A 17,142-nucleotide genomic window follows, 5' to 3' on the forward strand; every position below is an offset into this window, starting at 1 on the left:
GAAAAGGATCTAATCATTTTTAGTTTACAAACCAAGATCACCAATCTTAATAGTATGCAAACAAATGACCAGCTTCACATAGATGCGCTCAATAGAACGATCAAAAAAAAGAACAAACAAATCAGACAAGGAAAGTTTGTCAAATGGATCTTAACTGCTGGTTTGGCAATAGTTTCTTCAGTACTAATTTTAAAATAAAGGATGATGACAGTACTAAAAATTTGCGCTATTGTATTTGGTGCTACGGGTTTTTGGAAAGTCGTTGAAATGTTATTCCAACTTAGGATGAACAAGCGTTTTAAAAATGCAGAGATCAACAATCTCAATGCACAGGCAAATAGTTTGGTTGTTGAAAATTACAAGCTATGGACTGAAAATATGGATAGACGCATCAAAGAACTTGAAAATAAAAACTCTTTGCAACGTGAGCGTATTGGAAGACTAGAAAATAACAATGCGCAAATGAGTCAAACAATTTTGAAGCTGGAGAACAAAAATGCAGAAATGAATCGAATCATTACCCTGCAACGTGAACGGATCAATGAACTTGAAAACGAAATTCAAAAATATAAAAACTAAAAAAGATCATGAACATAAATAAAGGCGGTCGCACATTAAACATACTATTTGGAGCATTCTTATTGATCAGTAGCATAAAGCTTGGTTCAGATCTATACATACGTCACAAAAAAGGCAAAGCTTTGGCTTCAGAAAAAAAAGGTTGTGGTTGTGGAGGAAAGTAACAATAATAAATTGATCTATCTAGCAATAGGCACTTTTGCGCTGACTGCATTAAGTGCCTATTTTGTTTATAGAAAATTCAAATCTACAAAGAATTCGAATCGAATAGCAACACGCACAATCGATCTATCAGCTTTTGACAGTCCTGACATGCCAGGCTCAGGAAATTGTATGGACAGCGGTTTATTGATGAAGTTACAACAGCTAGAAATGCGAACAGGCTATCCGATATTTGATTGGATAAATTCAGGGGCAAGAAGTGAATCTCACAATCGTAAGGTCGGTGGTGTTTCTAGTTCTTCTCACAAGATCCCCACGTGTAAAGCAGTTGATATTGGTGTGCCTTCAACACACATTAGAGATCAATTAGTATATGAAGCACGTAATATAGGATTTAAAAGGATCGGTGTTGGTAAAACCTTCGTACATCTTGATACAGATGAGAATAAAAGTCAATATGTAGCATGGGGGTATCCATCAGGAACATCTCCAGATGTGAATCCGTTTGTGTAAGAAATAATTGTTTTACCTTAATCTTGTTATTAAAAAATTTCAAATCTTTATATTAAAATTAAGTCTATCATAAAAAATGAGTAGGAGCACCGTTTCAGAGCATCGTTTTTGATCGAAATCGACTGTTTTTCGGACTCTTGTAATTTTTAACTTATTGATTTATAGAGGGTTTGGTATTTAGGCTTTCCGCTTGTGGTTCCAGAGGTCGCCGGTTCGAACCCGGTCTTTCACCCTTTATAACCCTCTCAATTTGAGAGGGTTACTTTTTTTAAGGACTTCATTTTTGGTATTATTTTCTTACTTTTTTACTGAGGAGCACCGTTTAGGAGCACTGTTTTGACGAAAAAATGACTAAAAAAATTATCTTTTCAATTTTTAATGTATTGATTTGTAGTATTTTATGTTGTAGAGATCAGGATTTTTTATTAGGTAAGAGGTCTGAATAATTTTAAAGAATAGTAAGTTGTTGAAAATCATGTGTTTGTGTTTTTTCTTGTAGTGTCTGATTAGCTTTGCTTACAATTTGGATATCAACATACTTTTGATTTTCTTCACTTAAAAGATTAAATTTTTTATAATATTTAAAGTTTTAATCGTAGCTATTTTAGAGAGATTTACAGTTGACGGATACAATTTCAATATAGCTACTTATTTTTATCATTAAAATCTATCTTATTTACTTTCTGCTTAAAGGATGAGTGTCTTATAGGTGCAATCTCATTTTTAAAATTTAAAGGGTTTATTTTTAACTTAAAAAAACTTAACTCCAAATCAATGTGAGCACTTTCGGAACTAGTAAATAAGAACTTCCTGTTACCCTGTTTAATAATCTCATTTATATTTTTTGAAGACTGTCTATATTCCTTATAATTATTTGATAGTTCAATAATATATTCTTTAGAAATATTTTGATTAAAGAATAATTGAGATTGTGAATTTATAAGCTGTAAACCATTTAAAGAGTGAACTTCTTCTATTGATTCCGTAGCGCTACAATCTTCATTACCATCTCCAAAATCATATACTTTTGGATCATATAAACATATCATTAATCTGGGGTGAATTGGATAAAAAATTTGAAGTCCTTTAGCTACTAACCCGGTAGCACCAACATAATTACCCGCTTTTTCCATCAATTGATTATAGTATATGACTGGTGCGTCTGATGTGATAAAAGGAAGTAATGACAGATTGACTAAGAATTTACAATCAAGAAAATTTAAAAGATTTATATGTTTAACCGAATTTAAAAGACCTAGTAATTCTGGGTTTTCATATATTAATGTAGAATCTTTAAAACTTTTCCATAGATCTGGCTTAAATTCTTTTATTACTTTTTTTAGGCTTTGATTAATAGTTTTCGTTATATCTATTCCCGATTTAGGAGTTCTATAAGATTGATACAAAATGAACTGCTTTAATAGTTTAAAACCATTAGTTTCAGGAGGTGGAGGAAAAAGTAACCTTTCTTCAGTCCAATAATAAAACATTTTAGCTACTTCACTTTCCATAGAGGCTAATGCATTTTCTATCTCGTCATCTTTACCATAAAGATAATTTTTACAGGCCTGATTCTTTAATGGAGCTTTTTCAATAAAAACTTCATTTTCTAAATTATATAATCCTAAAAACTTCCCTTCATTATTAGCAGAAAATCTCTTTAAATAAAACCTTGGAACATAGTGGTGTTTTTTCTTTTTACTCATTAACTACTTGTAAAGTCATGTTCAAATGCATTTCTTGATAGATATTGCATAAACTTTTGGAGTAAATCATCTGAATGAGGATTCTTGTAATGTCTCTTTCGTTTAATTTGTAAATTCAAAATTCTATTAGTTTCATCATAAATTTTTGAACAGTCTATTTTAAATTTTTTTAAATCTTCAATATTCATTATATTGTTAAAAGAATCACTAAAATTCTTTTTTAACACACCAATTTCTTTACTTAATGCTTTGATTTCTCTTTTATCTCCGTTTCCTTCTTTTAAGCTTTTTAAAGCTGCTTGCTTATTAGTTAGGAGTAAATTATAACCTTCTTTCAAAGCATCAAACTGATGAAGCTTATTTTCATAATTCAAGAAGTCTTTATGAATATATTCATAACGTTTTTTCCAAGGAAAATGAATAACATCATTATCCAGTGAAGTTGTGTTTAAATCAATTGAAGAAGAGCCACTCTCGTTAAAAACAACTAAATCTAAAATGTTTAGAGAAATTGTTTTAAAACCTGGAAAATAGGATACTAAAACTTTATCATTTATTTGGCCTTGTTTTACTTCTTCCATATTAATATTTAATCTATCTTCTGTAATAAATTTTAAAGGAATAAGTATACCTGTGTCATACTCATAATCTCGCTTCCCGCATTCTTCCTTGTAGGCTCTTAAAGCTAAGTTACAAGGTTGAACTAATAGAATGTATTCTTTTTTCTTTATTTCAAAAATATCACCATTAGTTAATGGTAAGTGTAGTTTGTTAATTATTTCACCACTTAAATACAGTTCACTATTTCTTAGTTCTATAAGTTGATGATTAGGAAATGTTGATTTATACCCAGTGTCTTTCGAGTCTATTTCTCTAATCCTATTAATAGAATTATTAAACTTTAGTCTTAGAGTAGAATCAGAAATCATATTATAGTTTTCTTCTTTTGAGAGTATACCATAAAGCCTAAAAAGAGTACTAATTTCCCAAACCCCTTCTTTCAATGAGGACTTTTGAATAATATGATTAAAAGTATTAGGTGTAATATCATTAATGCGTTCTCCAGCTTTTTTATTGGATTCTTCTAAGACAATTAAAGATTCTGTTTTTAGTTGTTCTATATAAGGAAGTAATAATAAGTTTTTAATTCCTTCTGCAAATCCTGTTATTTGTGGATCAAAAGCAAATCTTCTTTTTGATATGGTATAGAACTTACTTTTGTCTACATCATATTCAATAGAGTATTTTTCTCTAAACTCATCTTCCTGATCTTCAGCAAACTTATGAGAAAATATGCCGCATACAACCTTATCAGAACAAGTCTTTTCATCAATTAATGATTTTGCTAATTGAGCACCATTTTTACCTGGCAACAATGTATTCCCAGTTTGAAACTCAAAATCAAATAAGCATATAACTCTCTGTCCTTCCTCTAGAGCTTTAATTTCTTGGTAATTGTCTTTTAGCCATTCATCAGGAGTCATTAATTTAATTCTATCACCATAACATTTTTCTATTTCTAGTGCAGGTATAACATTAGCACTGTCGTCATCTTTTATATGCGTGCAAACTTCATATAATAATTCTGATTTATTATCACTAGTTTCCCATAATTGAGAAATTAATTTTTCAAACCTTGGAGCGGGCCCTGTCCAGTCTATTGTATTAAATCTATCACTTGTAATATAATTACCCTCAGCTTTTAAGTTATTAAGTCTAGCAATATACTCTTCTTTTTGGCCATTAATATCAAACTTATCATCAATGTAGATAATATATGCCACATTTTCATTATCTAATAAGTGAGCGGTAGACTCTATTGCTTTTAAGCGTTTATCTTCAACTGGAGCTTTTTTTTCAGGAAGAATATCAAATGGCTTACCTTTACTATTTATCGTTATTTTTTCATCCATTAGCTATCAATAGTATTTGAAAAGTTCATAGCAAAAATGTATTTTCTTTTATTTTCATTTACAGTAGGTTCAAGTATTATTGAACAACCTGAAGAATCTAACAGTTGCTGAATAATAAATAACCCTAAACCTCTACCTTCTCCTTTAGGTTTAGTGGTTACAAAAGGTTCAAAAATTTGATTCTCAATAGCGGGTGCTATACCAAAGCCATTATCATAGACATAAACCCAAGGAGATTCTACTTTTATCAAAATTTTAGGAGTAAAACTTTTTTCGTTTTGCTTTCTCTCTTTTAACCAGTATTCAGAATTATTCAATAAATTGTCTATTATTTGGGTTAATTTCCCTCTATTCATTTTAATAGAAAAATCATCTACTATTTCAAGAATGAACTCTATTCCTAGTTTTTCAAAACGATTTTTATAATAATCTTTCTCATCATTAAGAAATTTAGAAAACAAAAATTTTGTTTTCTTTTCTCTATTATATTTTAAGGCAGGATCTAAATGTCTTAATTGTACTTTTAAACCGTTAACTGTGGAATTTATATACTGCATTAAAGTGTAAATATCAGCATCTGTTAACTTTTTACTTTCTAATTTATGGGAGTAAAAACTTGCCTTTTCTGCTAATCTATCTGCTATTGTTGCAAATTCATGACTAACTGATTCAGCCGTTAGACCTAGGCTCGCTAATTCAGAAAAATTATTTAATTGTTCTTCTAATATTTTTATTTTTGGTTCTAGAATATCTATTACTTCATTTAGTTGATTTGCCTTAACAATAACTTTATTAAGTTTAAAAAGTGTATTTTGAACAGACTCTAGTTCCTTTAAAATGGTTTCTATTTGACTTCCTATTTCTTTCTCTTGGTCTGTAGTAAATAATGGATTGTTTTTAGTTTTATTGACAAGTTTTTTAGACGCAGAAATAGCCTTACCCGTTATAGAAACAGCATTGTTAAACTCTTGGGTAACTTCTTCGGTTTGGGCTTTAGTTTCTTTTAGCTGTTTAAATGCTTGATGAACAGTTTTTATACCGTTGTTTTCTTTTTTGTATGCGTTTAAGAAGTCGTTATATGCTCTTCTAATTGATTCTTGGTATCTATTTATTTCATCTTTAATGAAAAAAGATAGTGTAAAAAAATTTCTTGAAAATGGATTAGACACTAAACCTTCTCTATCTGTCTTGTCTTTTAACTCGCTGTTAATACCTTCATCAATTGAAAAATATCCTATAACATTAGCTGGTCGAAGAGGGTAGTATGAACTACCTTTTGTTTGTGAATCTCTTAACCTTAACCAATCATCTCCATCAATACCGAAAGGTTTTACAGCAAATCCATTTCTAAATAACTTAATACCTGCTTGACTCTGTGCGAACTCTCTATAGCTTGAAAGTTTTCCAAAAATCTCTTTTATATCTTCGTTACTTGAAAGCCAGTTATCATAAGTGAATTCATCAATAATTCCATTAAATGAACCAGGATTTGCTCTTTGACCATCATATATTTCTAAGCTACCTATATCTTTATTAAAATCAAAAGTTCTTTCAAACCCAAGGAAAAAGTTATTATCTGATAAAAATTTTAGATCTTTATATCTTTCCTTTAAAAAGGCAAAAAACTTTTTTCCATTATCAACTTCAACATAATTTTGATAATCATCACGTTTATTACCTATAAATTTGCTTAGTTTAGTTTTTCCTGACAGTTTTATTGATTTTCCATCAAAACTAAAATTAAAACGAGAAATTGCTAAATTCCGTAAATCATCATTAGATTTATCTAAGTCGATATTAATACCATTAATTTTCAGATAAACTTCAAATGGTCTATTTTCTTTATACGGAGAGATAATTTGAGATACTTGCCCTTTAAACTTTTCTAAGTTTTTACCTTCCCAAACCTCAGTGTGATTTAAATTAGCTAATACTAAGGAAGTTCCTTCCTTTTTTTGGGGGTTATATCGCTCTGCTTGAATACGCACTTTACTTAAAGCTTCTTCCTTTTCAAAATCTTTCCAATTAAAAGCTATATGAGTTCCTTCTTTACTTTCTTCATTGGTAAATATTTCACATATATCAGCTAATCTTTGTGTGCTTAATCTTCCTAGACCTTTATCCCCTAAAGGGGTTCTTCCGCCTGGTGTTGTTTTCTTAGCTTTTTTCATTTCTCTTTTTTGAGAATATGAAATAATTAACCACGATTTCATAATTGTTTCTTCACTCATTCCAAAACCATCATCTTCTACAACAATGAATCCTTTATGGTTTGGATAAAAGAGTTTACTTTTTTCATAAACTCCTGTAGTGTTTATTTCAATGGAAACATAATTAGCATCTGCATCATAAGAGTTTTTAATTAATTCTAATAAAGCAGTTATTTCATCAGAAACCAATTGCTCCCCAAGCTGTTTGACAATATGAGGTGTTATATCAAAATGATAATTTTTATTCATTGTTATTACCCCTTGAAGATTAGTATCTTTTCTTTACTCATAGTTTTTGAAAAATTATTCTTATCTGGCATGCGCTTAGACAAAATGTCTCTCTCTAAATCGGTGAAAAGTTTAATGTTTTTATCTTGTAATAACTCAGTTAATATTAAATCATTTTTCACTTCCTTATTATTAACATTACGATTTCCTACTGTCCAAGCAAAAAAGGAATCTGGCAACATTTTATCCAAAACGTTATCTATTGTAACATCTAAATCATAAATAAAACTCACAACTTTTCTTGCCTTCATTCTTTCATCAGAATTAAAGTTGTTAAAAAATTTTTTTAGAGTTTTAGATTTTGCAAACATTTTTTCTTCAATTTCTATGTACTTATCATGTTTTTTACCTCCTAAACTTCTAGAATCAATTTCCTGAATAACATCTAAATAATTCATTGTGATATTAGAGTCAATATCTTCAACAGGAATCCATTGTAAAGGCAGGTATGAAAACTGACCATAAGTTACCGTCGTGTGGTTATCACCATATGGAGGTGATGTAACAAGCAGATTGTATTTCTTATCTGTATTAATTTGTTTTTTTGAATCACCCCAAGCAACTTCTACATCATATATATAATTATTATCTTCAATTAAATTGTTTTCAATCAATTTCTGTTTAACTTCAAAAATGTCTTTAATGCTTCTTTTACATATTCTTAGAAAATATTCTTTTGGTGATAAATTTCTTTTGTCGATTTCTTCTTGAGTTCTAATATGCATTTTAAAGGTAGAAGTTCTATCATTGTTAGTCAATCTAATTACTTCAGCTAAAGTGACCCAGTAGAATTTTCTTATATATAAATCTTCTTCCTCAAAAATTAACCTCCTTAATTGAGATAATTCTATTTGGACTTCTCTTTTAAACCACTTATCAATATTCTTAAAATTAACATCTACTTTTCTCGACCTAGTCTTATTTATTCTTTTTTCAAACAAAAGAAAGCTTTCATTTAAGCTATTTGAATATATATGAGTTTTTACTTGACTAATTAATAATGAAAGTGGATTAATATCTTGACCAAAAGAATTTATCCCATACCTCATTGACGTAATTAGCGTGCTTGATGCCCCCATAAAAGGATCTATCATTGAGGAATTCCCAGGTAAGGCATCAATTAAAGTTTTTATTATGGGCTCTTGCACACTAGGAACCATCATAGCTGGATAATTCAGAATTTTTCTTGCATAATCATTTCTATCAAAATTATCTGCATTTAAGACTGCTGAACTAATTGAGTTTAGTTGGTTCTTTATTTGTCTATTTGTTATCACTTTCAAAGTTTTTATGATGTTAATGTTAAATGACCATAAAATTTTATTAAGAGCATCGCATGGATTTGTATATATTAAAGAAATAAATAAAACTCTTTAGTTTTTAGGTTTGATAGATTTATTACGGATTAATTAACTGATTCCATTATGCGTTAGTATTTGTACACCCTTAAATTTTCAGCTTTGCTGAGAGATTTTTTATCAAGAAAATTCCTAAATCTTGTCATAATTGTATTCTTAATACCCAATATTCAAATATAGTTTTTTTAATGGAATATATAGATTTCCATGTACTAAGTTTTTTTTAGAATCCTGTATTAAATGACCTCAAATTTAATATTTGAAGTATAAAATTTATTTTAGTAATAGTAAAACAGTTAGTGAAGCTCTCCCTAAAAATCGCTGTAATTGAAACTTTAATTAGATAGATGAATTTTAGTTTTTTAACGAAATCAATTATTTGATTTTAATGTGAACTTATTAAGTTAACAGGAGCACCGTTTCGGAGCACCGAAATCGACCGAAATCGACCGTTTTTCGGACTCCTATGTTTTTTAACTTATTGATTTTTAGTGTATTTAAGGTTTAGGATTCTCGCTTGTGGTTCCAGAGGTCGCCGGTTCGAACCCGGTCTTTCACCCAAATACAAACCTCTCTATTCGAGAGGTTTTTTTGTGTTCATTTTTTTCCTTTATATTGAAAATGTAGGGTGAGAAGTTTATACTGAGCGTAGACGAAGTGAACCCGGTCTTTCACCCAAATACAAACCTCTCTATTCGAGAGGTTTTTTTGTGTTCATTTTTTTCCTTTATATTGAAAATACAGGGTGAGAAGTTTATACTGAGTCTTTCAAATATACTCAAGATAAAGTGAATCTGGTCTTTCATCCATTATTATTCACTGGTTTTTAGCAACTTTTTTATGTAATTTCTTAACCTCTGAAATAATGTTTAGAGAATATTGTATAACTTCTGCGTAATTAATACGCTTTGTAAATAAATAGTATCGAGCTATTGATTTTGTATACGCTTATAGTTTACTATTAATTGTAAACAATGTAAAAAATGTGTTCTTTTGAATTTAAACTGTAGCATGAGCCGTTTCAAAAATCTTTTTTGTTAATTTAGATCATATTTAATTTTAATGGTTCAATAAGTAGCATGCACTGTAGTGTTTGATGTCAAAAACCTTTATGATGTTACTCAAAAGTAAAAAATGAAAAAAGCATTCATCCTCCTTTTCTTTGCATTAATTTTTTCAATAAACTGTTATAGCCAATTTTCTCCTGGAATTCATAATTATTCCATTGCAGAATATGATGCGGGTAATCAAAATTGGAGTTTGGGCAGATCTGAAAATGGAAAAGTATATGTCGCTAATAATGTCGGTTTACTAGAATATGATGGTATCAGTTGGAAATTATTTCAATTGCCCAACCAAACCACTGTAAGATCTGTATTTGCCTATAATGATTTTATTTTTACAGGTTCTTTTGAAGAATTCGGGTATTGGAAAAAAGATGACTATGGAGCACTTATTTATACTTCACTTAGTAACTTGATTAAAGCTGAAATTTCTCCCAATGAAGAAATATGGCAAATTTTAAATTACAAGAACAAAATTATCTTTAGATCTTTTAACGGGATTTATATTTATGATTTTAACACTGTTGAAAGAGTTTCTTCCGATTCCGCGATCATTTCCTTGTCTTTGGTAGACGATGATTTGTTGGTTTCTACATTAAATCATGGAATATACAAGCTTGTTGAAAATCGCTTGATGCAATTCTTTTCTGACGAAATTTTTAAGGATACCAACATCATTTCTATTGTAAAAGAACAAAATCGCTACTTAATTATGACTTCTTTAAAAGGAAGTTATTACCTGAATTCCGGCAAATTATCTCCCACAAACTATGCTTTCAACGAAAAAATAAAGCAACATCAGTTGAACAAATTCTCCAAACTTGCCAACGGCGATATGATTTTGGGAACGATTAAAGATGGTGTTTACATAGCAGATAAAAAAGGTGACATTAAATTTCACATCAATAAAGAAAACGGGCTTCTAAATAACACAATATTGGGACAATTTTTAGATGCAAACAATAAACTTTGGCTAGGTCTCGATAACGGAATTGCAACGATTGATTTAAAAAACACAAACTATTTTTTTAATGATATTTCGGGGAAATTAGGCGCCGTGTACGATATTGTTAAATATCAAGGCTTGTTGTATGTAGGAACGAATACAGGACTTTTTTATGTAGACAAAAACGACAAACTACAATTTGTAGATGGTTCTCAAGGACAAGTGTGGGATTTAAAAATTATTGATAACTATCTTTTCTGCGGTCATAACGAAGGAACATTTATCGTCAACAAAAACGAAATCAAGCAAATCTCTGATTTTAACGGCGGATGGACGATTCATAAAGTTCCGGAACATAAAAATGTATACATGCAAGGTACGTATGCAGGTTTAGTGAAATTTCAATGGAAAAATGGTGAATGGGAAACCAAACACATGGGGAAAACAACAATTCCTTCGAGATTTCTGGTGTTTGAAAATCCGTATACAGCTTGGGTGGCACATGCATACAAAGGCGTTTATAAACTTGATTTCAATAAATCGTACGATACAATTATCAATGTGACCAATTACGGGAAAAAAGGATTAGATTCTGAGTACAATGCACGCGTGTATAATTTAAAAAATGACATTGTTTTCAAAACCAATTACGGTTGGCAACGATACGAACCGTTGCTAGATTCTATTGTACCTTTTGAATTGCTAAATGAAAAATTTGGGAAAGATACATACATCATTTCAGAAGAATCCATGAATTCAATTGTGCTGAAAAATAAATCCGGAGTCCTGAGTTTCAAGTATGGAAACGATGCTGATAACGAACGAAAAATTAATAATAGTTTTATTAAAAACAGGTATATTGTTGACTATGAGCATGTTTCGAAAATTGATAAATCCTTGTATGCGTTAAATCTTAACAATGGTTTTATCTTAATTGACAGCAATTCCGTAGATTCAGCGATGGTTTTTAAACCTAAAATTGAAGCCATTCGAATAAATGACAAATCCATAATAGTAACAGGGAATACGAATGAAAACATCGAACTGAAACATGATGAAAGCATCGATATCGAACTTTCTTCATCGCACTCTGAAAATCACTTCTTCGAATACAATATACCTTCATTAAGTCCGGAATGGTTCAAAGTTGAAAAAAGCAATCTCAGACTCAACAACATTAACTATGGTTTGTATGACATTCTGTTACGTACAAAAGATGACTTAGGGAATACGTCCGAAGAATTACTCATAAAATTAGATATTGCGCCGCCGTGGTTCAAAGGAATACCCGGAATTACCTTGTACATAACGCTGGTAATAGGCTTAATAGGACTGTTTTATTATTTACATCAACGAAAAATTCGCAAAGAACAACGATTGATACAAATCAAATACCAAAGGGAACAAAATAAATTGCTTCGAGAGAAAACCCTTGAAAACGAAAAACATATTGTAGTAGTAAAGAATGAGTCGTTACAAAATGAAATTAAGATAAAAAGCAAGCAATTAGCCAACAATGCAATGGCTTTAGTAAAGAAAAATGAAGTACTTCAAGATATTAAAAATCAATTGGCAGCTAACAAAGACAGTTTTCAAGATCAATACGCATACAGAAAATTGATTAAAAAGTTAAACAATTCAATTGAGCACGAAGATGAATGGGAAGTATTTGAAGAAAATTTCAATCAAGTACACGATGAATTCTTTTCGAAACTAAAAGAGCGTCATCCCAAGCTTACTTCAAAAGATTTGAAAGTTTGTGCCTACATCAAAATGAATTTGGCTAACAAAGAAATTGCACCTCTAATGAACATTTCCGTAAGAGGTGTAGAAACGCACAGATACCGCTTAAAGAAAAAATTACATTTAGAAAATGATATTTCATTAACGGATTATTTAGTAAATATTAAATAATTGTTAGGTAAAATTGCGAAAATCGCACTTTTACACTACTTCATTACTACGTCATTTTACTAAAAAATAGCGTTTTTACTTACGCTTATTTCAATTTCACACTACGTCAAATTGCTGTTTTTGCTAGTGTTTGAGGGTGTCGTAAAGTTTGGCGTAATTAAAGTGTAAAATCATATTTATAAAGTTTGCTAAGAAGATTATAAATTGGCAGAAATAATTCAATCATTCTATTTTATTAATTATGAAAGCTAAACTCAGTATATTATTACTTTGCTTTACGCTGGTTTCTTGGAGTCAACAAAAAACCATAAGCGGCGTAGTAACATCAGCCAATGACGGAATGCCATTATTAGGTGTAACCGTAATTGTCGATGGAACATCTAAAGGAACAACCACCAACTTTGATGGAGAATATTCGATCAAAGTGAAATCAGGAGAAAAACTAACTTTTAGTTTTTTGGGTTTCAAATCTCAAACGATTGCGATCACTGTTCAAACGGTTATTGATATCGCTTTAGAAGAAGATGCTAAATTTTTAGATGAGGTCGTTGTTGTAGGATATGGATCTCAGAAAAAAATTGACCTCACAGGAGCCATTTCAACTGTAAAATCAGAAGAAATTGAAAAAACACCCAACAGTAATATTATTCAATCGTTGCAGGGAAAAGTTGCAGGATTACAAATTACGAGTAATGGTTCTCCAGGCGCTGGTCCGACCGTAAGAATACGCGGTGTCAACTCTTTTTCCGCAGGTGGAAGTCCATTATATGTTGTTGACGGTGTGTTTTATGATGACATTGACTTTTTAGATACGAGTCAAATAGAAAGTATTTCCGTTTTAAAAGATGCTTCTTCCATTGCTATTTTCGGACAAAAAGGAACGAATGGAGTAATTGTGATAGAAACCAAAGGCGGAAAATTACAAAGCAAACCAACATTCACTTATAGTGGTTATACAGGTTTTCAACGAGCACAAAATGTAGTAAAAATGGCAAATGCAGAACAATTTGTAACTATGGCTTTTGAATCTGGTTCGCAAGCAGATATCGAATTTGTTGAAAATGCCATTCAGCGTTACGGTAGAAGTAGAATCAACCCAAATATACCAGACGTAAATACAGATTGGTATAAAGAAATTCTAAGAGTTGCGCCTATTTCAAGCCATAATCTTGGTGTAACCGGCGGAACAGAAAGCACAACGTACGGCGTTAATGTAAGTTACTTTTCGCAAGAAGGTATTCTAGACATGGAGAACGAATATGAACGCTTTAACATTCAATCAAATATAGAAGTACAACTATCAGAAAGATTTCGCGTGGGTGCTAATACACTATTTAGTAACAGCACAAGATTCAATCCTGAAAACGGTGCGTGGTTTCAAGCATATTTTGCCGTACCGATTCTTCCTGTATTTGATCCTTTAAATGAAGACGCTGATCCAATTCCCTTTTCCGATGCGACACTACTTGGTTATAGAGGTTCTCAGAATCCATTTCCAGTAATGACTTTCAATAACAACAGAGTAAAACAAAGACGTGTATTGACAAGTGTGTTTCTTGAATATGCTTTAATACCTGACAAATTAAAATTCAAAACATTTTACAGTCACGATTACAATACAACGTCTGAAAGAAATGTGAGATTGCCATACTTTATATCTGAAAATTCACAACGTGCCGTATCTTCTATCAGAAGAGCCGAATTCAATTCTTCAAATCAATACTGGGATAATATCTTAACATATAAAGATTCATTTGGAGATCACGATCTTACCGCAATTGCGGGAGCTTCTTTCAGAGATCAACAATTTGAAACATTGCAAGCAACAGGTGACGATGTAACGGGAATTGATTTCGAAAGTTCATGGTTTTTAGATTTTGCCGATCCAGGATCATTTGCCAATCAAGTGGTAGGAAATGGTGATCGTTTGTATTCAATCGCTTACTTATCTAGAGTGGAATACAGTTATAAAAACAAATACTTATTCAACGCAACATACAGATATGAAGGAGACGGCAGATTTCCTAAAGAAATCTGGTTAGGTACCGGAAGTATTGGTGCGGGTTGGGTAATATCCGAAGAAAACTTTATGAAAGACAATGGCGTAGTTGATTTCTTAAAACTGCGCGGAAGTTGGGGACAACTGCCAAATGGCGCACTCACGGGAAGCTCTGGAACAAGAACTGTATCTACATTAACTACTGCAATCAACGATCTTTTAACAAACGGTATCATCAGTACAAATAACTTTACTAACTTAGAAAGAGAAGTACTGGAAGAAACCAATGTGGGAATCAGTGCCAGACTTTTTGACAGCAGATTGTCGCTCGAAGCAGATTATTACATTAGAGATACCAAAAGATTGGTAATTCCCGTAATTCAACCGATAGCAGGGAACACTGTATTGCAAAATGCAGGAGAAATGCGAAACACAGGTATTGAAATTGCCGCTGGTTGGAATCAACGACTTAATGATAATTGGAGTTTTTCAGTAAACGGAAATATAGGAACGTTGAAAAATGAAATGACAAAAATCAATAACAATCTCGGTTATTTAGACACAGGAAGCGCAGAGTTTCGCCAAAGATCTATCTTAGGAGAACCAGTGGAAGCATTTTTTGGGTTAGAAGTACAAGGCGTGTATCAAAATGCTGAACAAGTAGCAAACGATCCGATTGCTGTTGACAACAATTTAGAGCCGGGAGATTTTATATACAAAGATCAAAACAACGATGGAATCATTGACGATCAAGACAGAGTAGTCATCGGATCGTACTTACCAGAGTTAACTTATGGAGGGAATTTACAAGTATCCTACAAAAATTTTGACTTCAATGTGGCAATAGCTGGTCAAACAGGAAATGAAATCCTTAACCGTAAACGAGGAGAAGTAATTTTTACAAATGATACCAATATCGATGCTGACTTTGCTGTAAACAGATGGCACGGAGAAGGAACTACAAATTCATATCCTTCATCTGCTGGACGCAGAAAAGGTTGGAACCAACGATTAAGCACATTTTTTATAGAAGATGGTTCATTTTTTAGAATTCAAAATGTGCAATTGGCATACACCATACCATTTAACAACAAAGTAAACAAAATGCCAGAGATCAAACTGACATTCACAGCAGAACGTCCGTTGACTTTATTCAAATACAACGGCTTCAATCCAGAAGTAGCAAACGGAGTAGATAGACAAACGTATCCAATACCAGCTATTTACACTTTCGGAATAAATATTAAACTATAAAAAAAGAGCAATATGAAAAATGTAACACAAAAACTCAAATCGTTGCCACTTATGCTCATGGCATGCGTATTGTTGTTTTCTTGTAACGATTTATTGGAAGAAAACGATGGTCAATTAGCGACCGGAGACTTAGACTTTACGCAAACTGACGACATGATATTACCACTTGTCGGAGCATACGCTGTTACCTATTCCAGAGGATGGGAAGATCCACTTCTTGTAGGCGTAAGAGGCGATGACGTAAATGCGGGCGGATTAGGAGATCAACCGTTGTTCGCTGAAACTGATCTCTTTAACTACGACAATGGATTTTGGATGTTCAATCAAGTTTGGGAAAACTTCTACGGAGACATTCTGGATATCAACAATGCACGAGAAACTATTGAGCAATACAAAGAATTTGCCACAGGTGATAATATCGCTTTAGCGGATCAATACATTGCGGAAACAAAAGTTTTAAGTGGTTTTCAACACTTGCAAATGTCCAAACTTTGGAGTGATATTTTTATCATTACCTCAACAAATGTAGAACAAGAACTGGACAATGGTATATTTACCAAAGAAGAAGTAATGCTGTACATTTCTAACTTGATGGATGAAGCAATTCCGTTTTTACCAGATGCAAGACCGAACGAAAGAACCGATCTTCCGGGCGGCGTAACAAAATACACAGCGCTTGCCATAAAAGCGATGGCGCACTTAGAATTGGAAAACTACCAAATGGTAGCCGATGCAACAAGCGAAATCATCAACTCCAACAAATTTATGCTATATCCTGATTTCTACGAACTTTTCAAAAAACCGGGACAACTAAGCAATGAAAACCTTTTTGAATTACAATTCTCAGATTTCAACTCAGATTCTGGTCCGGTAAGCAATCACTTATACGCTCCTTTCGGACCATCAAACTGGGATCCGTTTGTGGAAACTGCTTCTGGCGGTTGGGGCTTCTATGAACCAAGCTTAAAATACATCAAATTTATGATTGATCGCGGTGAGGAAACAAGACTTGTGACCAGTGTAAATTTCACACCGAGAGGAATAGATGAAATAATGGAAGATCCAAACTATACAACATTACCGAGCTACATCTCAAACGTTACGCTTGACGGTGATGTCTTTAACGACTATCCGAGAGCAATGTTCGGTAGCGGAAAACACTATTTACCATCCAATCAATTAACTCCTGGCAGAAACAGTTACGGTTCAGGAAAAAATTTCATTGTCATTCGATAT

The 17,142-nt window shown here is 31.9% G+C and carries 10 protein-coding genes; 6 read left to right on the forward strand and 4 right to left on the reverse strand.

What is annotated here, in order from left to right:
* The first annotated feature begins 54 nt into the window (after nt 1–54).
* The 3 genes from KAOT1_RS22700 to KAOT1_RS03780 all read left to right on the forward strand — a co-directional run bounded on the left by KAOT1_RS22700 (nt 55) and on the right by KAOT1_RS03780 (nt 1,254).
* Nucleotides 55–198, forward strand: coding sequence for a hypothetical protein (locus KAOT1_RS22700; protein ID WP_157560027.1), 144 nt, complete (start codon nt 55–57; stop codon nt 196–198).
* Between the two features lie 6 nt (nt 199–204).
* The gene (locus tag KAOT1_RS03775; RefSeq protein WP_007093376.1) at nt 205–579 is read left to right on the forward strand and encodes a hypothetical protein; all 375 of its coding nucleotides are present in this window, start codon (nt 205–207) and stop codon (nt 577–579) included.
* Between the two features lie 150 nt (nt 580–729).
* Nucleotides 730–1,254: a D-Ala-D-Ala carboxypeptidase family metallohydrolase gene (locus tag KAOT1_RS03780; RefSeq protein ID WP_007093378.1), complete on the forward strand. Its 525-nt coding sequence runs from the start codon at nt 730–732 to the stop codon at nt 1,252–1,254.
* A gap of 644 nt (nt 1,255–1,898) precedes the next feature.
* On the opposite strand, the gene KAOT1_RS03785 is transcribed toward KAOT1_RS03780, so the two are convergent.
* The 4 genes from KAOT1_RS03785 to KAOT1_RS03800 are packed head-to-tail and all read right to left on the reverse strand — an operon-like array spanning nt 1,899 to nt 8,648.
* On the reverse strand, nt 1,899–2,960 hold the full coding sequence (locus tag KAOT1_RS03785) for a DUF4238 domain-containing protein (RefSeq protein WP_007093379.1): 1,062 nt from the start codon (nt 2,958–2,960) through the stop codon (nt 1,899–1,901).
* Nucleotides 2,960–4,873 (reverse strand): hypothetical protein, encoded by a 1,914-nt coding sequence (locus KAOT1_RS03790; protein ID WP_007093380.1) that lies wholly within the window; start codon nt 4,871–4,873, stop codon nt 2,960–2,962. The genes KAOT1_RS03785 and KAOT1_RS03790 overlap by 1 nt, the downstream gene beginning before the upstream one ends.
* The gene (locus KAOT1_RS03795; RefSeq protein ID WP_007093381.1) at nt 4,873–7,332 is read right to left on the reverse strand and encodes a sensor histidine kinase; all 2,460 of its coding nucleotides are present in this window, start codon (nt 7,330–7,332) and stop codon (nt 4,873–4,875) included. Before KAOT1_RS03795 ends, KAOT1_RS03790 begins: the two co-directional genes overlap by 1 nt.
* A gap of 5 nt (nt 7,333–7,337) precedes the next feature.
* Complete coding sequence (locus KAOT1_RS03800) at nt 7,338–8,648, reverse strand: hypothetical protein (protein WP_007093382.1); 1,311 nt, start codon at nt 8,646–8,648, stop codon at nt 7,338–7,340.
* A gap of 1,215 nt (nt 8,649–9,863) precedes the next feature.
* On the opposite strand from KAOT1_RS03800, the gene KAOT1_RS03805 reads away from it, so the two are divergent.
* The 3 genes from KAOT1_RS03805 to KAOT1_RS03815 form a co-directional block, all read left to right on the forward strand.
* Nucleotides 9,864–12,653 carry a helix-turn-helix and ligand-binding sensor domain-containing protein gene (locus tag KAOT1_RS03805; protein WP_007093383.1) on the forward strand — a complete coding sequence of 930 codons (2,790 nt, stop codon included), beginning with the start codon at nt 9,864–9,866 and terminating at the stop codon, nt 12,651–12,653.
* Nucleotides 12,654–12,894: 241 nt separating this feature from the next.
* Nucleotides 12,895–15,906: a SusC/RagA family TonB-linked outer membrane protein gene (locus tag KAOT1_RS03810; protein ID WP_007093384.1), complete on the forward strand. Its 3,012-nt coding sequence runs from the start codon at nt 12,895–12,897 to the stop codon at nt 15,904–15,906.
* 12 nt (nt 15,907–15,918) lie between these two features.
* Nucleotides 15,919–17,142 (forward strand): RagB/SusD family nutrient uptake outer membrane protein (locus tag KAOT1_RS03815; RefSeq protein ID WP_007093385.1); only part of this gene is annotated, 1,224 nt, incomplete at its 3' end.

It is taken from the genome of Kordia algicida OT-1 (assembly GCF_000154725.1).
Lineage (GTDB): Bacteria > Bacteroidota > Bacteroidia > Flavobacteriales > Flavobacteriaceae > Kordia > Kordia algicida.

Bases quoted from the DNA above. Each gene is read 5' to 3' on its own strand.
- KAOT1_RS22700 (WP_157560027.1), top strand. From the start codon at position 55: ATGCAAACAAATGACCAGCTTCACATAGATGCGCTCAATAGAACGATC.
- KAOT1_RS03775 (WP_007093376.1), top strand. From the start codon at position 205: ATGACAGTACTAAAAATTTGCGCTATTGTATTTGGTGCTACGGGTTTT.
- KAOT1_RS03785 (WP_007093379.1), bottom strand. From the start codon at position 2,960: ATGAGTAAAAAGAAAAAACACCACTATGTTCCAAGGTTTTATTTAAAG.
- KAOT1_RS03790 (WP_007093380.1), bottom strand. From the start codon at position 4,873: ATGGATGAAAAAATAACGATAAATAGTAAAGGTAAGCCATTTGATATT.
- KAOT1_RS03795 (WP_007093381.1), bottom strand. From the start codon at position 7,332: ATGAATAAAAATTATCATTTTGATATAACACCTCATATTGTCAAACAG.
- KAOT1_RS03805 (WP_007093383.1), top strand. From the start codon at position 9,864: ATGAAAAAAGCATTCATCCTCCTTTTCTTTGCATTAATTTTTTCAATA.
- KAOT1_RS03810 (WP_007093384.1), top strand. From the start codon at position 12,895: ATGAAAGCTAAACTCAGTATATTATTACTTTGCTTTACGCTGGTTTCT.